Source organism: Streptacidiphilus jeojiensis (assembly GCF_042510965.1).
GTDB lineage: Bacteria > Actinomycetota > Actinomycetes > Streptomycetales > Streptomycetaceae > Streptacidiphilus > Streptacidiphilus jeojiensis.
The window spans coordinates 110243-125421 of record NZ_JBEUKS010000001.1 but is presented as its reverse complement, the minus strand read 5'-3'; the positions used below and the strand labels follow the sequence as shown (position 1 = coordinate 125421).

The 15179-nt window shown below is 70.6% G+C and carries 15 protein-coding genes; 9 read left to right on the top strand and 6 right to left on the bottom strand.

Translation table 11 applies throughout. The features are described 5' to 3' along the window. Window positions 1-33 precede the first annotated feature (33 nt). Complete coding sequence (locus tag ABUW04_RS00625) at window positions 34-951, bottom strand: ABC transporter permease (protein WP_380561601.1); 918 nt, start codon at window positions 949-951, stop codon at window positions 34-36. Continuing rightward, window positions 951-1868 carry an ABC transporter ATP-binding protein gene (locus ABUW04_RS00620; RefSeq protein WP_380563399.1) on the bottom strand — a complete coding sequence of 306 codons (918 nt, stop codon included), beginning with the start codon at window positions 1866-1868 and terminating at the stop codon, window positions 951-953. The genes ABUW04_RS00625 and ABUW04_RS00620 overlap by 1 nt, the downstream gene beginning before the upstream one ends. Before the next feature lie 213 nt (window positions 1869-2081). Here ABUW04_RS00620 and ABUW04_RS00615 point away from each other — a divergent pair, with 213 nt between their 5' ends. From ABUW04_RS00615 to ABUW04_RS00605, 3 genes are all read left to right on the top strand, one after another. Next, window positions 2082-3341, top strand: coding sequence for an MFS transporter (locus ABUW04_RS00615; RefSeq protein ID WP_380561598.1), 1260 nt, complete (start codon window positions 2082-2084; stop codon window positions 3339-3341). Between the two features lie 254 nt (window positions 3342-3595). Beyond that, window positions 3596-6190, top strand: coding sequence for an MXAN_6230/SCO0854 family RING domain-containing protein (locus tag ABUW04_RS00610; protein ID WP_380561596.1), 2595 nt, complete (start codon window positions 3596-3598; stop codon window positions 6188-6190). A gap of 76 nt (window positions 6191-6266) precedes the next feature. Beyond that, a complete protein-coding gene (locus ABUW04_RS00605; RefSeq protein WP_380563397.1) occupies window positions 6267-6860 on the top strand; it encodes a phosphohydrolase in 594 nt (197 codons plus the stop codon). A 300-nt stretch (window positions 6861-7160) separates the two neighbouring features. Here ABUW04_RS00605 and ABUW04_RS00600 read toward each other — a convergent pair whose 3' ends face one another. The 3 genes from ABUW04_RS00600 to ABUW04_RS00590 all read right to left on the bottom strand — a co-directional run bounded on the left by ABUW04_RS00600 (window position 7161) and on the right by ABUW04_RS00590 (window position 9007). Continuing rightward, window positions 7161-7673, bottom strand: a complete 513-nt coding sequence (locus ABUW04_RS00600) for a hypothetical protein (RefSeq protein WP_380561594.1) — start codon at window positions 7671-7673, stop codon at window positions 7161-7163. A 26-nt stretch (window positions 7674-7699) separates the two neighbouring features. Continuing rightward, window positions 7700-7951: a hypothetical protein gene (locus tag ABUW04_RS00595; RefSeq protein ID WP_380561592.1), complete on the bottom strand. Its 252-nt coding sequence runs from the start codon at window positions 7949-7951 to the stop codon at window positions 7700-7702. 180 nt (window positions 7952-8131) lie between these two features. Then, window positions 8132-9007, bottom strand: coding sequence for a hypothetical protein (locus ABUW04_RS00590; protein ID WP_380561590.1), 876 nt, complete (start codon window positions 9005-9007; stop codon window positions 8132-8134). 94 nt (window positions 9008-9101) lie between these two features. On the opposite strand from ABUW04_RS00590, the gene ABUW04_RS00585 reads away from it, so the two are divergent. Next, the gene (locus ABUW04_RS00585) at window positions 9102-9599 is read left to right on the top strand and encodes a MarR family winged helix-turn-helix transcriptional regulator (RefSeq protein WP_380561588.1); all 498 of its coding nucleotides are present in this window, start codon (window positions 9102-9104) and stop codon (window positions 9597-9599) included. A 103-nt stretch (window positions 9600-9702) separates the two neighbouring features. Here ABUW04_RS00585 and ABUW04_RS00580 read toward each other — a convergent pair whose 3' ends face one another. Continuing rightward, window positions 9703-10293 carry a TetR/AcrR family transcriptional regulator gene (locus tag ABUW04_RS00580; protein WP_380561586.1) on the bottom strand — a complete coding sequence of 197 codons (591 nt, stop codon included), beginning with the start codon at window positions 10291-10293 and terminating at the stop codon, window positions 9703-9705. Between the two features lie 92 nt (window positions 10294-10385). Here ABUW04_RS00580 and ABUW04_RS00575 point away from each other — a divergent pair, with 92 nt between their 5' ends. The 5 genes from ABUW04_RS00575 to ABUW04_RS00555 all read left to right on the top strand — a co-directional run bounded on the left by ABUW04_RS00575 (window position 10386) and on the right by ABUW04_RS00555 (window position 15178). After that, complete coding sequence (locus ABUW04_RS00575) at window positions 10386-10853, top strand: nuclear transport factor 2 family protein (RefSeq protein WP_380561584.1); 468 nt, start codon at window positions 10386-10388, stop codon at window positions 10851-10853. Window positions 10854-10978: 125 nt separating this feature from the next. After that, window positions 10979-12274 (top strand): acyl-CoA dehydrogenase family protein, encoded by a 1296-nt coding sequence (locus tag ABUW04_RS00570; RefSeq protein WP_380561582.1) that lies wholly within the window; start codon window positions 10979-10981, stop codon window positions 12272-12274. Further along, window positions 12271-13299 carry a phosphotransferase family protein gene (locus ABUW04_RS00565; protein ID WP_051725146.1) on the top strand — a complete coding sequence of 343 codons (1029 nt, stop codon included), beginning with the start codon at window positions 12271-12273 and terminating at the stop codon, window positions 13297-13299. The genes ABUW04_RS00570 and ABUW04_RS00565 overlap by 4 nt, the downstream gene beginning before the upstream one ends. Further along, entirely contained in the window at window positions 13296-14198 is a 903-nt protein-coding gene (locus ABUW04_RS00560; protein WP_380561580.1) for an SDR family NAD(P)-dependent oxidoreductase, read from the top strand. Before ABUW04_RS00565 ends, ABUW04_RS00560 begins: the two co-directional genes overlap by 4 nt. After that, the gene (locus ABUW04_RS00555; RefSeq protein WP_380561578.1) at window positions 14195-15178 is read left to right on the top strand and encodes an NADPH:quinone oxidoreductase family protein; all 984 of its coding nucleotides are present in this window, start codon (window positions 14195-14197) and stop codon (window positions 15176-15178) included. The genes ABUW04_RS00560 and ABUW04_RS00555 overlap by 4 nt, the downstream gene beginning before the upstream one ends. Window position 15179 lies beyond the last annotated feature (1 nt).

Sequence of the window (15179 nt, the reverse complement as noted above, 5' to 3'; positions counted from 1 at the left end):
GTGGGACGGGCCTCGGACCGGGATCCGGCCGGCTCAGATGCCGGCGACCTCGGTCGAGGACGGCGGGCGCCAGGCGAGCAGCTTCTTCTCCAGGAAGCTGATCCCGCTCTCGGCGGTGAGTGCGATGACGGCGATGATCACCATGGCCGCGAACACACCGTTGGGGTTGAAGTGGTTCTGGGCGTCGGAGATGACCAGGCCCAGGCCCTGCTGGGCGCCCAGGAACTCGCCGACGATCGCGCCGATCACGGCGAAGCCGAAGGCGACGTGCAGGCTCGCGGTGATCCAGGTCAGCGCCGAGGGCAGCACCACATGGCGGGTGATCTGCAGCCGGGAGGCGCCCAGGACCCGGGCGTTGTTGACGAAGACCCGGTCGACCTCGCGCACGCCCTGGAACGCGTTGAAGAAGACGACGAAGAACACCAGGACGGAGGCCAGCAGCACCTTCGCGGGGGTGCCCAGGCCGAGCCAGACGAAGAAGATCGAGCCGAGCACGATGCGCGGGACGGCATTGACGATCTTGATGTAGGGCCCGATGACATCGGCCAGGAAGCGCACCTGGCCCAGCAGGACGCCCAGCACCACGCCGCCCAGGACGCCGTAGACGAAGCCGAGCAGGGCCTCCTCCATGGTGACGCCGATCTGCGACCAGATGGAGCCGAACGAGGTGCCGTGCTGGAACCAGTCCACCAACTGCTTGACGATGCCGGATGGTTCGCCGAAGAAGAACGGGTCGATGATCTTCCACTGCGCGAAGAGCTGCCAGCCGCCGACCACCAGGACACCCAGCAGTGCCCGGCCGGCGTTGACCTGCAGCTTGCGCTTGCGGGCCTGGCGCAGCGCCCTGGCCGTCACGGTGGCCTCGTCGGCGGCGATCTCGGACTGGAGGGCGGACCGGATCTGGTCGGGGGTCTGCATCTGACGCTCCTTCGACTGGGACGTGATGGCCATCAGCGCTCTCCCGCCGGCTTCGACCGGCCCGAGGAACCCGAGGAACCCGAGGCGCCGTCGACGCCTGCGGTGCCTGAAGTGCCGCCGGTGTCCGCGTAGGCCCGCTGCACCTCGTCCTTGAGCGACTCCCAGATCTGGTGGTGGAGTTCGAGGAAGCGGGGCTCGAAGCGGATCTCCTGCACCGCGCCGCGCGGGCGCGGCAGGTCGATGTCGTAGACACCCTTGATCGTTCCGGGGCCCGAAGTCATCACGACCACCCGGTCGGAGAGCGCGACGGCTTCCTCCAGGTCGTGGGTGATGAACAGGACCGACGGCTTCAGCTCCTCCCACAGGCCGAGCAGCTCGTTGGACATGATCGCCTTGGTCTGCACGTCCAGCGCCCCGAACGGCTCGTCCATCAGCAGGATCGACGGCTCGTTGATCAGCGCGGCGGCCATCGCGACGCGCTTGCGCATACCGCCGGAGAGCTGGTGCGGGTGGTGGTCCTCGAAACCGCGCAGGCCCACCCGGCCCAGCCAGTCCCTGGCACTGGCCTGTGCCTGCTTCTTGCCGACCCCCCGGAAGACCGGGCCGAGCGCCACATTGGCGAGCACCGTCTTCCAGGGCAGCAGGGCGTCCTGCTGGAACATGAAACTGACGCCCTCGGTGATCCCGTCCACCTCGGCGCCGCCGACGCGCACCGATCCGGCGCTGGGCCGGTCCAAGCCCGCCACCATGCCCAGGGTCGTCGACTTGCCGCAGCCGGTCGGTCCGACGACCGCGCAGAACTGGCCGGGCTCGACCGTGAAGTTCACGTCTCGAAGGGCGGTGAACACCTTGCCGGTGGGGGAGGTGAAGCGCCGGGTCACCCCCGACAGTTCAATACGGGCGCTGGCGCGTCCCGCTCGCCCGCCGCCCGGGTCCGCCCCCGCGTCCAAGGTCTGGCCACTGTGAGCCGCCGTCACATCTCTCTCCGTTCGTCCTCGCCGTTGAGGACTCTGAAGCTAGAGCGACCGGCAGATGACCTCCATGTTTCGTGTTTAAGTCGCCATTGAGCTCTTTTCCAAGGGTTCTGTGCATTGTGCTCACGGGGTCCGGGCTGCGCCGAAATCGCTTGATGAATCCCGTATCCACTGGAAGCATCGCCCCTCGTGCCTGAGACAGACGCGCCGACGCCGGTATCCAGCACCCGACTCGCGTCCGAACGGCCGCTGCGATCGCCCGCCTTCCGGTGGTACTTCACCGGCTGGTCGATCACCAATGCCGGCAGCGCCATGGCGCCCGTCGCACTGGCCTTCGGTGTCCTGGAGGCCACCGGCAGCGCCGCCTGGCTGTCCGCGGTGCTCGCCGCCGCCACGGTCCCGATGATCGCGACGATGCTGCTGGGAGGCGGCATCGCCGACCGCTACCGGCGCGACACCGTGCTGCGGCTCACCAGCCTGGGCTGCGGGATCAGCCAGGCCGGGGTGGCCGCCGTCCTGATCACCCACCAGCCTCCCGCACTGTTGCTGCCGCTGAGCGCCTGCAACGGGGTCTTCCAGGCGCTGACCACCCCGACGATGCGCGGCATCGTCCCGCAACTGGCCAGCGGCCGGGGCATCCAGCAGGCCAACTCCCTGCTGGCCTCGGCCAGGAACATCTCCAAACTGCTCGGGCCGATCGCCGCCGGCCTGCTGACCGTCTCCGTCGGAGGCGGCTGGGCGATCGCGGCGGACGCGGGGTCGTTCCTGCTGGCGGCGGTCTGCTTCGCCCGGATGTCGCTGCCCGACCGGCCGCCGCGCACCGACGGCGACCCGTCCATGCTCGGCGAGCTGCGACAGGGCTGGCACTACTTCAGCTCCCGGCCGTGGATCTGGTCGGTGACGCTGGCCTTCGCCGTCTTCAACACCGTCAACATGGGCGTCTGGAACATCCTCGGCCCGGCGATAGCGGTCCACACGATCGGGGCCGACGGCTGGGGCCTGGTGCTCAGCGCCCGCGGCGCCGGAGCACTGCTGGCCACCACGGCGATGGTGAAGCTGACGGTCCGTCGGCCGATGGGGCCGGCCCTGTCCCTGATGACGCTGGCCGGCGTTCCGATGATCCTCCTCGGCCTGCACGCGAGCACCCTCTGGCTGGCGGCGGCGGCCTTCGCGGCCGGGGTGGCCGCCGAGTTCTTCACCGTCGCCTGGTCCACGGTCTGGCACATCCACATCCCGGAACGGCTCAGCTCCCGGGTCGGCGCCTACGACGAGTTCGGGTCGTTCGCCTCGATCCCGGTGGGCCAGCTGTCCGTCCCGATCCTCGCCACGGCCTTCGGCACCGCACCGGTGGCCGTCACCGGCGGAGCCCTGACGGTGACGGCCATGCTGCTGCCCCTGCTCCTGCCGTCCCTGCGGCGCATCGACATCAGCACCCCCGACGTCTCCTGACGCGGTGACAGTCGCCGCGCTGTCGCGTCGTCATGCTGCGCGCTGCCGCAGGACAATCCGCTCGCAGCCGAGGCTGTGCCCCTGGTAGGTTCGCGATCGCAGGGCGGCTCTCGCGTGTGCTTCCTTCTCACTCACTGAAAATGATCCAGTGCGCGCACTCTCCGCCCCGCCACAGCATTCGGTCGCGCCAGTCTCCGCACGAGGCTGGCGCGACGTCGTACCCGGCCCCGGAAGCCGGATGGGGGAGGACCGTCATGAGCAGCACCACCGCGACGTCCGTGGTCGGCACCGCCGAGCGGCGCAGCCTGGACGCGGTGCTGCTCGCACGGCGCGGCGCCGTGTACGTCCCGGTGTCGCAGGCGGCTGCCGGGATCGACTCGGCAGCGGGGGTGGCGCTGCTGGAGGCCGATCTGCTGGACCTGGGGTACCTGCTGTCCGCGCCCCTGCGCGACGCCCTGGGACGGCTGGACCGCGAGGAACTGCAGCGGACCGGCAGCGCACTGCTCGCCGACCTCCATCGGGCCCTCGGCTCCGACCGCCCGCACACGCCGCTGTTCCGCGAGTTCCCCGCGAGCACACCGCACGACACCTTCAGGTTCTATGTCGACCGGGTGCTGTCCTACCTCCTCCAGGACCCGGAGACCCCGTGCGTGCTGTGCGGTGAGTACGGGACCGTCCACGCGGTGTCGCCGTGCGCGCACCTGGTGTGCCGTTCCTGCTTCGACGGCGCCGACTTCTCCGCCTGCCCGATCTGCCACCGCCGCATCGACGCGGACGATCCCTTCCTGCAGCCGGCCCGGGTGCGCTCCGCTGCGGACCCGAACCGGGCGCTGCCGGCACGCCTGCGGATCCTCGCCCACGGCGGACCGCCCGCGGACCGGTCCGAGGACGCCGGCCGAGAGATCGCCACGCTGCTGGCGCGCCCCGGCGCCCTCAGCCCGCAGGACACCGACGACCTCACCACGCTCCTGACGACGCGTGACCGCAACGACCTGCGCTGGCTCCCGGAGGTGATCGCGGCCCGGGAGACCAAGGCACGGGTCCTGGCCTGGCTCCTGGAGGACCCGGCCGGCTACCCCACGACGCTGCCCGCGATCGTGGCACGGATCGACACCGCGACCGACGTGCTGCGGCTGTTGGCCGTCCGTTCCGGTGGCGACGCCGGGCTGGTGGAGATCCCGAGGTTCCGGTCGCTGCCGCGACCGGTCCGCCGCACTCTGCTCGCGGCGCTGGACGCGCTGGAGCCGGCCCAGGCCGTCCAGGACATGGGCCGCCACCGCCGTGCCTGGCTGCATGCCGCCGAACTCCTGCACCCGTTCGAGAGCGCCGACCGTCACCCCGACGCCGCCCTGGCCTTCGCCGCACTGCGCCGTACCCGCGTCGGCGGCGACGCCCTCGGACTCGGCCTGCGCGCGACCGCGGACCGCTCCTCGCACGCGACCCTGCGCGAGTCCACCGTCCACGTCTCCAACTGGGGCTCCCAGGTCGAGACCGCGCTGGCGGCCGACGACGTAGCAACGGCGCTGGCCCTGCTCGCCCAGCGGCCGGGCGAACTGCTGCGCCGCCTGGACCACCTGCTGCGCACGGCGGACGACACCCAGCACGGCGCGGTGATCGCGGCGCTGCGGGTCGCCGCGCCCAGGGTGGCGCCCGCCGTGCTGTTCTCGACGCTGGGCGCGGTGCGCACCCGGGCCCGGAAGGGGAACGGCCGGGTGGTGTTCCCCAAGGGCGGCGCGACCCGGGTGCACTACCTGGACGAGACCCGCCGACCGCTGGCTGCGGACCTGGTGGCGCAGGTCACCGAGGTGCTGACCCGCGAGGCCCTGCGACGGGCCGAACTCGCGCCCGCCGTCGACACGGCCCTCATCGACGCCGAACTGGCCGGCGTCGTCGCACCGTTCGCCGAACGGACCGCGTCGCGCGCCCTGGTCACCCTGCCACGGGGCAGCGAGATCACGCTCCCGGACAGCCTGACGCTGCGTCTGTTCCTGCACTGGATGGAGTCCGCCGAGTCGGGACGCACCGACCTGGACCTGTCGCTGGCCATGTTCAACGACGACTGGGTGGAGGTCGGACGCTGCGACTACACGTCGCTGCGCTTCGCCGGCAGCGCAGCCGTCCACTCGGGTGACCTCACCTCCGCGCCGGCGCCGCAGGGCGCCACCGAGTTCGTCGACCTGAACCTGGAAGGCCTCGCCGACGCGGGCGTGCGGTACGTGATGGCGATCGCGTTCTCCTACAACAGCGTCCCGTTCGAGGAGCTGGCCGAGGCCTTCGCCGGCGTCATGGTCCGTGACCGACCTGGCCAGGAGGGTCCCGTCTTCGATCCGCGATCCGTGGAGCAGCGCTTCGACCTGACCAGCCGGGCCCGGGCCGCCGTGCCGCTGATCGTCGACGTCTACGCGCGCACCCTGCGCTGGCTCGACGTGGTCCACGGGGTGACCGGCACCAACCACAGCGTCGCCCGGCACGTGAGCGAACTCGGCGTGCTCGGCAGCGCCCTGACGGACCTCTACACATCCGGAGCGCGGGTCGGCCTCGGCGAACTCGCCACCTGGCAGGCCGCCGGCCGCGCACGGACCGTGATCGTCCGCCACGCCGACGCCACCACCAGCACCTACCACCGCCGCACCCTGGAGGACACCTACGCCTTCGCCGCACGCCTGGGCACCCCCGACACCGACCCAGCCAACGACCAGCCCCACCCCGAGCTGGCCTACCTGCTCCGCGGCGACATCGCCCTCGCCCCCGGCAGCGAGACCTACGCCCTGCACCCGGCAGCCCTGGACGCAACGAAGGTACGCCTCCTGAGCGCCACGGACGTCACCGCAGCCTTCCCCGCGAGCTGATCGATTCGCCGAGACAAGTCACCAATGTCCAGTTGCGACGACAGGGCCGGGCCGCTGTCAGTACCCTGACGCGGTGATGGCCAGCCCCCTTTCGTCGCGAGCCATGAGCGGCACCGTCGATCCGCCCCTGCTCCCTCTGCCGGATCGTGTCGCAGACCTTCTGTCGGAGCTGGGATGCCCGCCGCGGCTGGCGGCTCACCTGCGCGCGGTCCATGACGTCGCCCATCAACTGGTCGACTGGGCGGAACAGCACTACCCCGCCGTGATCTTCGACCGCGAGGCCGTGCTGTTCGGGGCAGCCACGCACGACGTAGGAAAGACGGTGCACCTCGCCGAGCTCTCGGGGCCCGGATCGGCACACGAGGAGGCCGGGCAGGCTCTTCTGCTCAGCCACGGCATCAGCCCGGAGTTGGCGCGTTTCGCCGCGACCCATGCGTCATGGGTGGACGCACGGGTCGGCCTGGAGGACCTACTGGTCAGCCTGGCCGACAAGATCTGGAAGAACAAGCGCGTGCCCGACCTCGAAGATCTGATCGTGGCCCGGCTGGCCGATGCAAGCGGTCGGCCGGCATGGGAGGAGTTCATCGCGCTCGACGGGATCCTGACACGCATCGGCGACGAGGCCGATCAACGCCTGGCGTTCCAGGCATCGTTCCCGATCCACAGCTGAGGGGCTGCCGGGACCTCCTAGCTCAGGACCTCTTCCGGGCAAGGGCAGGCATCTACCCTGATCATGGCGCCCACACCCTGCTCTCCAAGCCACTCCAGGATCAGCAGGACGACATCTTCGACTCCGCTGTCCTGGTCAATCTTCGGTCGTCGTCGACCTCGCCTCGCTGTCACGAGCACGACTCTAGGGTGGGCTGATCAGCTGGCGCTGAAGTGCCCCTCGGACTGCTCAGTTCCATGAGTGGACTGCGGCCCCTCCTGCGCCAGGGACGCTCATGAATGGCAACGGGGACCTATCCGGTCAATCACTGATCGGATGCACGTGACTGCTCATCCGGCGAGCCAGGCCTTCGAAGAGTTCTTGAAGACTGGCTGCAGCACAATCGAACTCATCGAACGACGAGGCGGTCGTCGACCTCCATACCCGCCCCGAGCACGCCAGTGCGAACAGGTGGCCGCCGCCGTCGCTGGCGAACACCAAGGCAGCCTCCTCCCGGTCGATCTGGACGGGCCCGTACGCGCGGAAGTGGCTCGCGACCATCGAGGGCGAATGAATGAAGTAGCCGATGTCCACATCGGGCAGAGAGACCTCGTCGATCACCCAGAACATCGTGGTCAGGTCGGAGGGAATCGGCGTCAGGGCCACCAGGGCATCCGTCGCCTTGTGGCTCGCCTCGGTTGCGAGCACCACCGCGTTCTCGCCGGGCGGGAAGCCGTGCCGTTCCTGGAACGACCGCGTCAGTTCCGCGATTGCTTCATCCGCCCGCTCGCACCATGCCCGAACCCATTCCGCTTCTAGTCGCTGACCAGCCACAATTGACCCCTTCATTGATCGGTGAATCAGACGTCGAGCCGCTGAAGGATCTGTGTGAACTCGTTCGACTCGATCAGACCCGTGAGTACCTGCGTCATGTTGCTGATACCGGGATCGCGGACGATGAGACCGTCTGAGCACCAGAAGTAACGACCTCCCAGGGCTTCTCCGCTTTCTGCCCATCTCGCCATGAGGACCCCGACCTGATCGAGGGTGATGATGGTCGCGCTCCAGCGGGATCCGTCGTTGAGGTAGACAAAGACGTCGATGTTGTCCACCGACTCCAGGTCCTCGCCTGCGTTCGGCAGGAGGCGGCTTCGAAGTGTTCCGTGCGAACCCGGTACCAGGGCCCGTCCCAGCGGCCCGGCTGTGCGCTGTGGCTCATCAGGGGAGTGTGCCGGGCTGGGCCGTGCGGCTCAACTCTGTTTTCTGGCAGGCTTCCAACCTGAGTACGGTGTTCACTGGCCGGGGTCGTACGGCGGGATGCTCCAGCGCAGTACCGCTTCATCGGCGCGAGCTTCGAGGGTGGCGGGGTAGACCTGTCCGTAGGCCCGCTCTCCGCGGTGGCGCATGGAGTGGTCCCCGCCGTCCCAGCCGAGACCGAGCACTGGGCATCCGCCGAGATCGATGGGGCCCGCGAGTAGTGGGTGGCTCCATCCGGTCCGGTGGAATCGGTAGAAGTCGGTGTGGGCGTCGACGGAGACCATCAGGCCGTTGCCGGGGCCCTCGCGGGTCCAGGTTCGGAGCCGATCGGCGACCGCTTTGGCATCGGCCAACGGGAGGTCGAGCCAGCCGCGCGGGCCGTGCCCGTTGGGGTGCTGCGGGATGCGGTCGCCGCCGAACTGGGCGTGGACGGCGTCTTCGTACTTGCCCCAGTAGGTGACGTCCGCCAGGCCGTTGGTGGACTGGCCGTCCAGGCCGGTGAAGCCGTCCAGCGCCTGGGCGTCCCCGAGGACCATTCCGCACCGGTCGACCGGCAGGTCGCCGAGCTGTACGGCTTCGACGTCGTCGTGGCCGGGCCAGGGCAGGCCGAGGTCGACCTCCAGAACGGCGATCGTGGGTTGCCCGTCGAAGGGTGAGGCTGAGGTCCGGGCTCGAACCTGCAGGTGCCTGTCCGCGGCGGCTGCTACGGCGATCGCCTCGCACATCCAAGCGGATGGCTCGGTGTCCTCTGGTCCGTGCACATGGCCGCCGCCAGTGGCTATCGCGGTCCGGGCCCGCTCGGACAGCGGACGTCCGAGCTGCGGCCAGTAGTCGATCCAGGCCGCCATCCCCAGCACGAGCATCCCGGAGGGTGCGGTGACGGTGCCAAGGTCGACATCGGTCTCGGTCATCTGCTGATTGAACAGGCTCGGAGCCGAAAGGATCAAGGTGTCGTGGCGTCCGACGTTCGCGTGGCCCTTTCAGGGCGGCTGATAATCTCTCGGCGTGACTTCCACCGACAAGGCGCCGCAGGCGGACGAGCATGCTGGCCTGTGGCTCACGTCGGCCGAGTTGGACTCCTGGATGTCCGTGGTGCGGCTGATCACCCGGTTGCCCTGGGCCATCGACGCGCAGCTGCAGCGCGATGCCGAGCTGAGCATGGTCGAGTACATGAGCCTGGCGATGCTCTCCGAGGCCCCGGACCGGACCCTGCGCATGAGTGCGCTGGCCGAGCACACCAGCACGTCGCTGTCGCGGCTGTCGCACATGGTCAAGCGGCTGGAGGCCCGTGGCTACGTCCGGCGCGAGCCGGACCCCGCCGACGGGCGCTTCACCAACGCCATCCTGCTGCCCGCCGGCTTCGAGAAGCTGGAGTCGGCCGCGCCCGGCCATGCCGCCCACGTTCGCCGGCTGGTGGTGGACAACCTGTCCGGCGAGCGGCTGCGCCGGCTCGGGCAGGATGCCGAGCGGATCCTGCAGCGGATCGACTCGCCGGCACGCTGACGCCTGGACGTGGGTTCGGCGAGTCGCTGCTGACCTGTCTGGTCGTCAGTGTCACTGCGTCGACTATGACTTGAGCTATCAAGTCAATGGTTCCTTCTCGAGTTCACTCCTGACGCTCCGCCACCGCTACCCACCAGGGGGGTGCGCAGGCCACGGCCGCGTCGACCAGGTCCTCCTTGGTGACGTCCGGGTCGCTGAGCCAGGCCTTGATTGCTCCGGCGAAACCGTGGGCCAGGAACTGTGCGGTCACCTCGCGGTGGACAGCGGGGAGGTCGGTGTCGGCCGCGCGCGACAGGAAGGCGACGGCGTAGCGGTGGAAGTGGCGCACCAGCGCGTCGTACACGCCACGGTCCGCCGGGTCGTCGAGGGCGTGCCGGTAGACGTCCGCGAAGCGCTCGACGTGGTCGGCGACCTCCGAGACCGCGAGCCGCAGCAGGGCCGGGCCGCGGTATCCCTCGGCCCGGCGCCGGTCCTCCAGCCGGTGGCCGGTCTCCAGATCGGCGTCGAGCACCTCGATCAGTGGATCCAGCGGGGTGCCGTAGCGGTTGTAGAAGGTCGCTCGGGTGACCCCGGCGCGCTCGGCAAGCTCGGCGACCGTGATCCGGGAGGCCGGCCGCTCCGAGGCGAGGCCCAGGACGGCCTGCCGAAGGGCGTGGGTGGTCCGGGTGACACGGGGATCGGTGCGACTGCTCACGGTGCTGCCCTCCAGACCGTCGGGTCCGGTTGCGGTACCCCGTGACCAGTGCTCTTATACATATGTCAAAGAGTTTCACGAAGGGAGCCGACATGTCCTCCCACGCCCCGATGCCGCCCCAGGAGGCGGCCGACCGGCTGGCGATCCGCGAACTGGTCGACGCCTACGCGCACTGCGCCGACCGGCGCGACGCCAAGGGGCAGATGTCCCTGTTCACCGAGGACACCAGGTTCCTGGTCTTCATGGACGCCACCGTGGCCGAGCCGACCCAGGAACTGCACGGGCGAGAATCCCTCGCCCCGGTCTTCGACAACCTCAACACCTACCGGGCCACCACCCACTTCAACGGACAGAGCACGGTGTCCGTCGACGGCGACCGGGCGAGCGGGGAGAGCTACTGCCTGGCCCACCACATCTCGTTCGGGGCGGACGCCGATCGCACGATCATGATCGCCTCCATCCGCTACCTGGACGAGTTCGTCAGGCAGGACGGCCGGTGGCTGTTCGCCGAGCGCCGCCTGTTGGTCGACTGGACCGAGACCCGCCCCTGCTCGCCCTGAGTGCCGAAGCGGGCGGTAGTACGGGTCCAACTCGGCTGCAGTCTGCGGTGGTTCGAGTATGGCGCTCTTGCATGACGATGTGATTACACTGTGATCCGTCGTTCGCGAGCCCAGGGGGACCACCCATGGCGTGGGATTTCGAGACCGATCAGGAGTTCGCGGAGCAGCTGGCCTGGATGCGCTCCTTCATCGACCACGAGTTGATTCCGCTCGAGCCAGTCTTCGACGAACTGCCTTACGACGAATGGTCGGTGGTCAGGCGTCAGCTGCAGGAGCAGGTGAAGGCGCGGGGCCTGTGGGGGGCGTTCCTGGACCCGCGGCTGGGCGGGCCGGGCTTCGGCCAGATGAAGCTGGCGCTGATGTCGGAGGTCATCGGACGCTGCATGATGTCGATGACCGTCTTCGGCGTGCAGGCCCCGGACAGCGGCAACATGGAGTTACTGGCCCACGGCGCCGACGAGGCGCAGAAGGAACGCTGGCTGTGGCCCAACCTGCGCGGCGAGATCTCCAGCGCCTTCGCCCTCACCGAGCCGTTCCACGCCGGCGCCGACCCCACCGTGATCGGCACCACGGCCGTGCTCGACGGCGACGAGTGGGTGCTCAACGGCCGCAAGTGGTTCATCACCAACGGCTCGGTGGCCGACATCGTGCTGGTCTTCGCCGAGACCACCCCGGAGGGCCGGCCGCACCGCCACGCCTCGGTGTTCGTCGTCCCGGCCGGCACCCCGGGGATGGAGATCGTCCGCGACATCGGCACCATGGCCGCGCCGGACGCGGTCTTCGGGCGGCCGGGCAACCACGCCGAGATCAGGTTCCGTGACTGCCGGGTGTCCGGCGAGCACCTGATCGGTGCTCCCGGGGAGGGGTTCGTCCTGGCCCAGCAGCGGTTGGGCGGCGGCCGTATCCACCACGCCATGCGCTGGCTCGGACAGGCCCAGCGCTCGCTGGACATCATGTGCGAGCGTGCGGTCTCGCGCACCTCGCACGGCAGGCTGCTGGGGGAGCACCAGATGGTCCAGGACTACGTGGCGCTCTCGCACATGGAGATCCAGGCGGCCAGGCTGCTGACGTTCCGGACGGCGTGGCGGATGGACCGCGACGGTGCCCGGGCGGTGCGCGCGGAGCTGGGCATGGTCAAGGCCCATGTGTCCAAGGTGGTCCTCGGGGTGCTGGACCGCACCATCCAGGTGTGCGGTGCGCTGGGCTACTCCAGCGACCTGCCGGTGGAGGCCTGGTATCGGTCCACCCGCTTCGGACCGATCGGCGACGGCCCGGACGAGCTGCACAAGTCGGTGCTGGCCCGCACCCTGCTGGCCGGGTACAGCCCGGTCGAGGGCTGGCCCAGCGAGCACATTCCCAGCCGGCGACCGGCGGCCGAGGCGAAGTGGGCCCAGCTCCGCGCAGCGGCGGGGCTGACATGAGGGCCGGTTCGCCGGAACCGCTGCGCCGGTTCCTGGACGCCCGCCTCGGCGACCGGCAGCCGGTGGCGGTGGAGCCGATGCGCGGCGGGGGATCGTGCGAGGTGTTCGCGGTGACCCGCGGAGCGGAGCGCTGGGTGCTGCGCCGGGCACCGCAGCACGCCAACGCGACCTCGGCGCACGACGTGCTGCGCGAGTTCCGGATCCTGGACGCGATCAAGGACGAGCCGGTGCTGATCGCCCGTCCGGTGCTGGCCTGCGCCGACCCGGAGGTCTTCGGCTCGCCGTTCTACCTGATGGAGCGGATCGCCGGGGTGCCGGTCCGCAGCAGGATCCCCGGCGCGTGGGCCGCCCGGCCGGACACCCACGGCCTGGCCCTGGAGCAACTCGTCGACGCCCTGGCGGCGATCCACGCGGTGGACTGGCGCGGCTGCGGGCTGGAGGACCTGTCGCGGTCCGGCGCCGAAGGAGAGCGCAGGACCGAGCGCTGGCTCGCCCAACTCGACGGGTACGGCGGGCGCGAGCTGCCCGAGGCCCGGCAGGTGGCGGCCTGGCTGGACGCCGACCAGCCTCCGGACCAGCCGGCCGCGCTGTGCCACGGCGACTACAAGCTGGACAACCTGCTCTTCGCCCCCCAGGCGCCGCCACGGCTGCTCGCGGTGGTGGACTGGGAGATGGCGGCCGTCGGGGACCCGCTGGTGGACCTGGCCTGGGCGCTGATCTTCCACCCGGGACCCGAGGGGACACTGCGCCTGGGCGTCACCGGGGAGCCGGGATTCGCCGTCGACCGGCTCCCGGACCGCGCCGCACTGGTCAAGCGCTACACCGAGGCGTCCGGCCGCGACACCGCCGCGCTGGGCTGGTACGAGGTGTTCGCCCGCTGGAAGCTCGCCGTCGTGCTGGAGGGCAGCTACGCCAAGTTCCTGCGCGGGCACTCCGACAAGCCGGTGCACGAGTACTTCGGCCGCCAGGCCGACCTGCTGCTGCGCGACGCCGCCACCCTCATCGACCGAGGAGATCCGCTGTGACCCAGCCCCTCGCACCTCCGGCCCCGGTGCCGGCGCCGTCCCCGTCTCCAGCCCCGTCCCCGTCCCTGTCCCTGCGCGGCCGTACGGCGCTGGTGACCGGCGGTGGCACCGGCCTGGGGAAGGCCACCGCGGGCGCGCTCGCCGCTGCGGGAGCCCGGGTGACCGTCTGCGGTCCCGAGGCCGACGTCCTGGCCTCGGCCGCCGCCGAGCTGAGCGGACCCGGGATCGAGGACCTGCGCTGGGTGGTCGCCGACGTCACCGACGAGGAGCAGGTGGCAGCCGCTGTGGAGGCGGCCGCGCCCGGCGGCGGGCTGGACATCGCGGTCGCCAACGCGGGTGTGGCGATGCCCGGTTCGCTGCTGCACCTGACCACCGAGCAGTGGATGCTGCCGCTGGGGGTGAACGTGATCGGCACCGCCCACACCGTCAAGCACGCGGCGCGCAGCATGCGCAGCCGGGGCGGATCCATCGTCACCATCTCCTCGATCGCCAGCACCCGGCCGGCCGCGTTCCTGGGCAGCTACTCGGTGAGCAAGGCCGCGATCGACGGCCTCACCAGGTTCGCCGCGGCGGAGCTGGGACGCTTCGGCATCCGGGTGAACGGCGTCAGACCGGGGTGGATGGACACCGAATCCAGCGCCGCAGGCATCAACGACGAGAACCTCGCCCTGATCCGCGCCACCACCCCGCTGGCCTCGGACAACCCGCTGGGCGACCCCGACCATGTCGCCCGCGCCGTGGTCTACTTCGCCTCCGACTACTCCGCCTGGATCACCGGGCAGGTGCTGGGGGTGTGCGGCGGCTCCTCGCTGCCGCCGCCCTCCGGGGACTTCTCCCACATTGCCAGGCTGCTGTTCGCCGACGAGATGGCCCGCGACTTCGACGCGGAGTCCTCATGATGCGGGCCTGGCAGGTGCACGGCCACGGCGAACCGGCGCAGGTGCTGCGCCAGGTGACGGTCGATCAACCCGAGCCTGGGCCCGGGCAGCTGCGGCTGCGGGTCGCCGCCGCGGGCATCGGGCTCCCGGACGTGCTGATGTGCCGGGGCAGTTACCCGCTGACCCCCGGCCTGCCGTTCACCCCGGGGCAGGAGGTCACCGGCACCGTCACGGCGGTGGGCGCCGGCGTCGGGCTGCCGATCGGCAGCAGGGTGATGGCGGTGACCGCGTTCACCGAGGGGCACGGCGGCTTCGCCGAGGAGTGCCTGGCCCCGGCGGACTCCGCCTTCCCGGTGCCGGACGGACTCGACGACGTCGCGGCGGCCGGCTTCTGGATCCCGCACCTGACCGGCTGGCTCGCCCTGGTCGAACGCGGCCGGCTGGCCCCGGGGGAGCACCTGGCGGTCCTGGGCGCCGCCGGGGGCAGCGGCATCGCCGCCGTGCAACTGGGGCGCGCGCTTGGTGCCAGGGTCGTCGCCGTGGTCAGCGACGAGGAGCGGGCGCGGTTCTGCCGTGGCCTGGGTGCCCACGCATCGGTGGTCTACCGAGACGGACCGCTGTCGGCCGCACTGCGCCAGGCCACCGACGGACACGGCCCCGACCTGGTCTTCGACCCGGTCGGGGGAGCGCTCGCGTCCGACGCGGCGGCTGCGCTGGCCCGCGGTGGCCGACTGCTGTCGGTGGGCTTCGCGAGCGGGGCCTGGCCCGAGATCACCGCCGACCGCTTCGTGCTCGGCAACACCTCGCTGGTCGGTGTCTTCGCCGGCGGCTACAGCCGCGCCGAACTCGACGACGTCCACACCAGGCTCACCGCCCTGGTCGCCGACGGCAGCCTGCGCACCGCGGTCGGACCCGCCGTCGACTTCGACTCCCTGCCCCAGGCCCTGCAGCGCCTGGCCGATCGCTCCGTGATCGGCAAACTCGTCCTCGGAGGAATCTGAC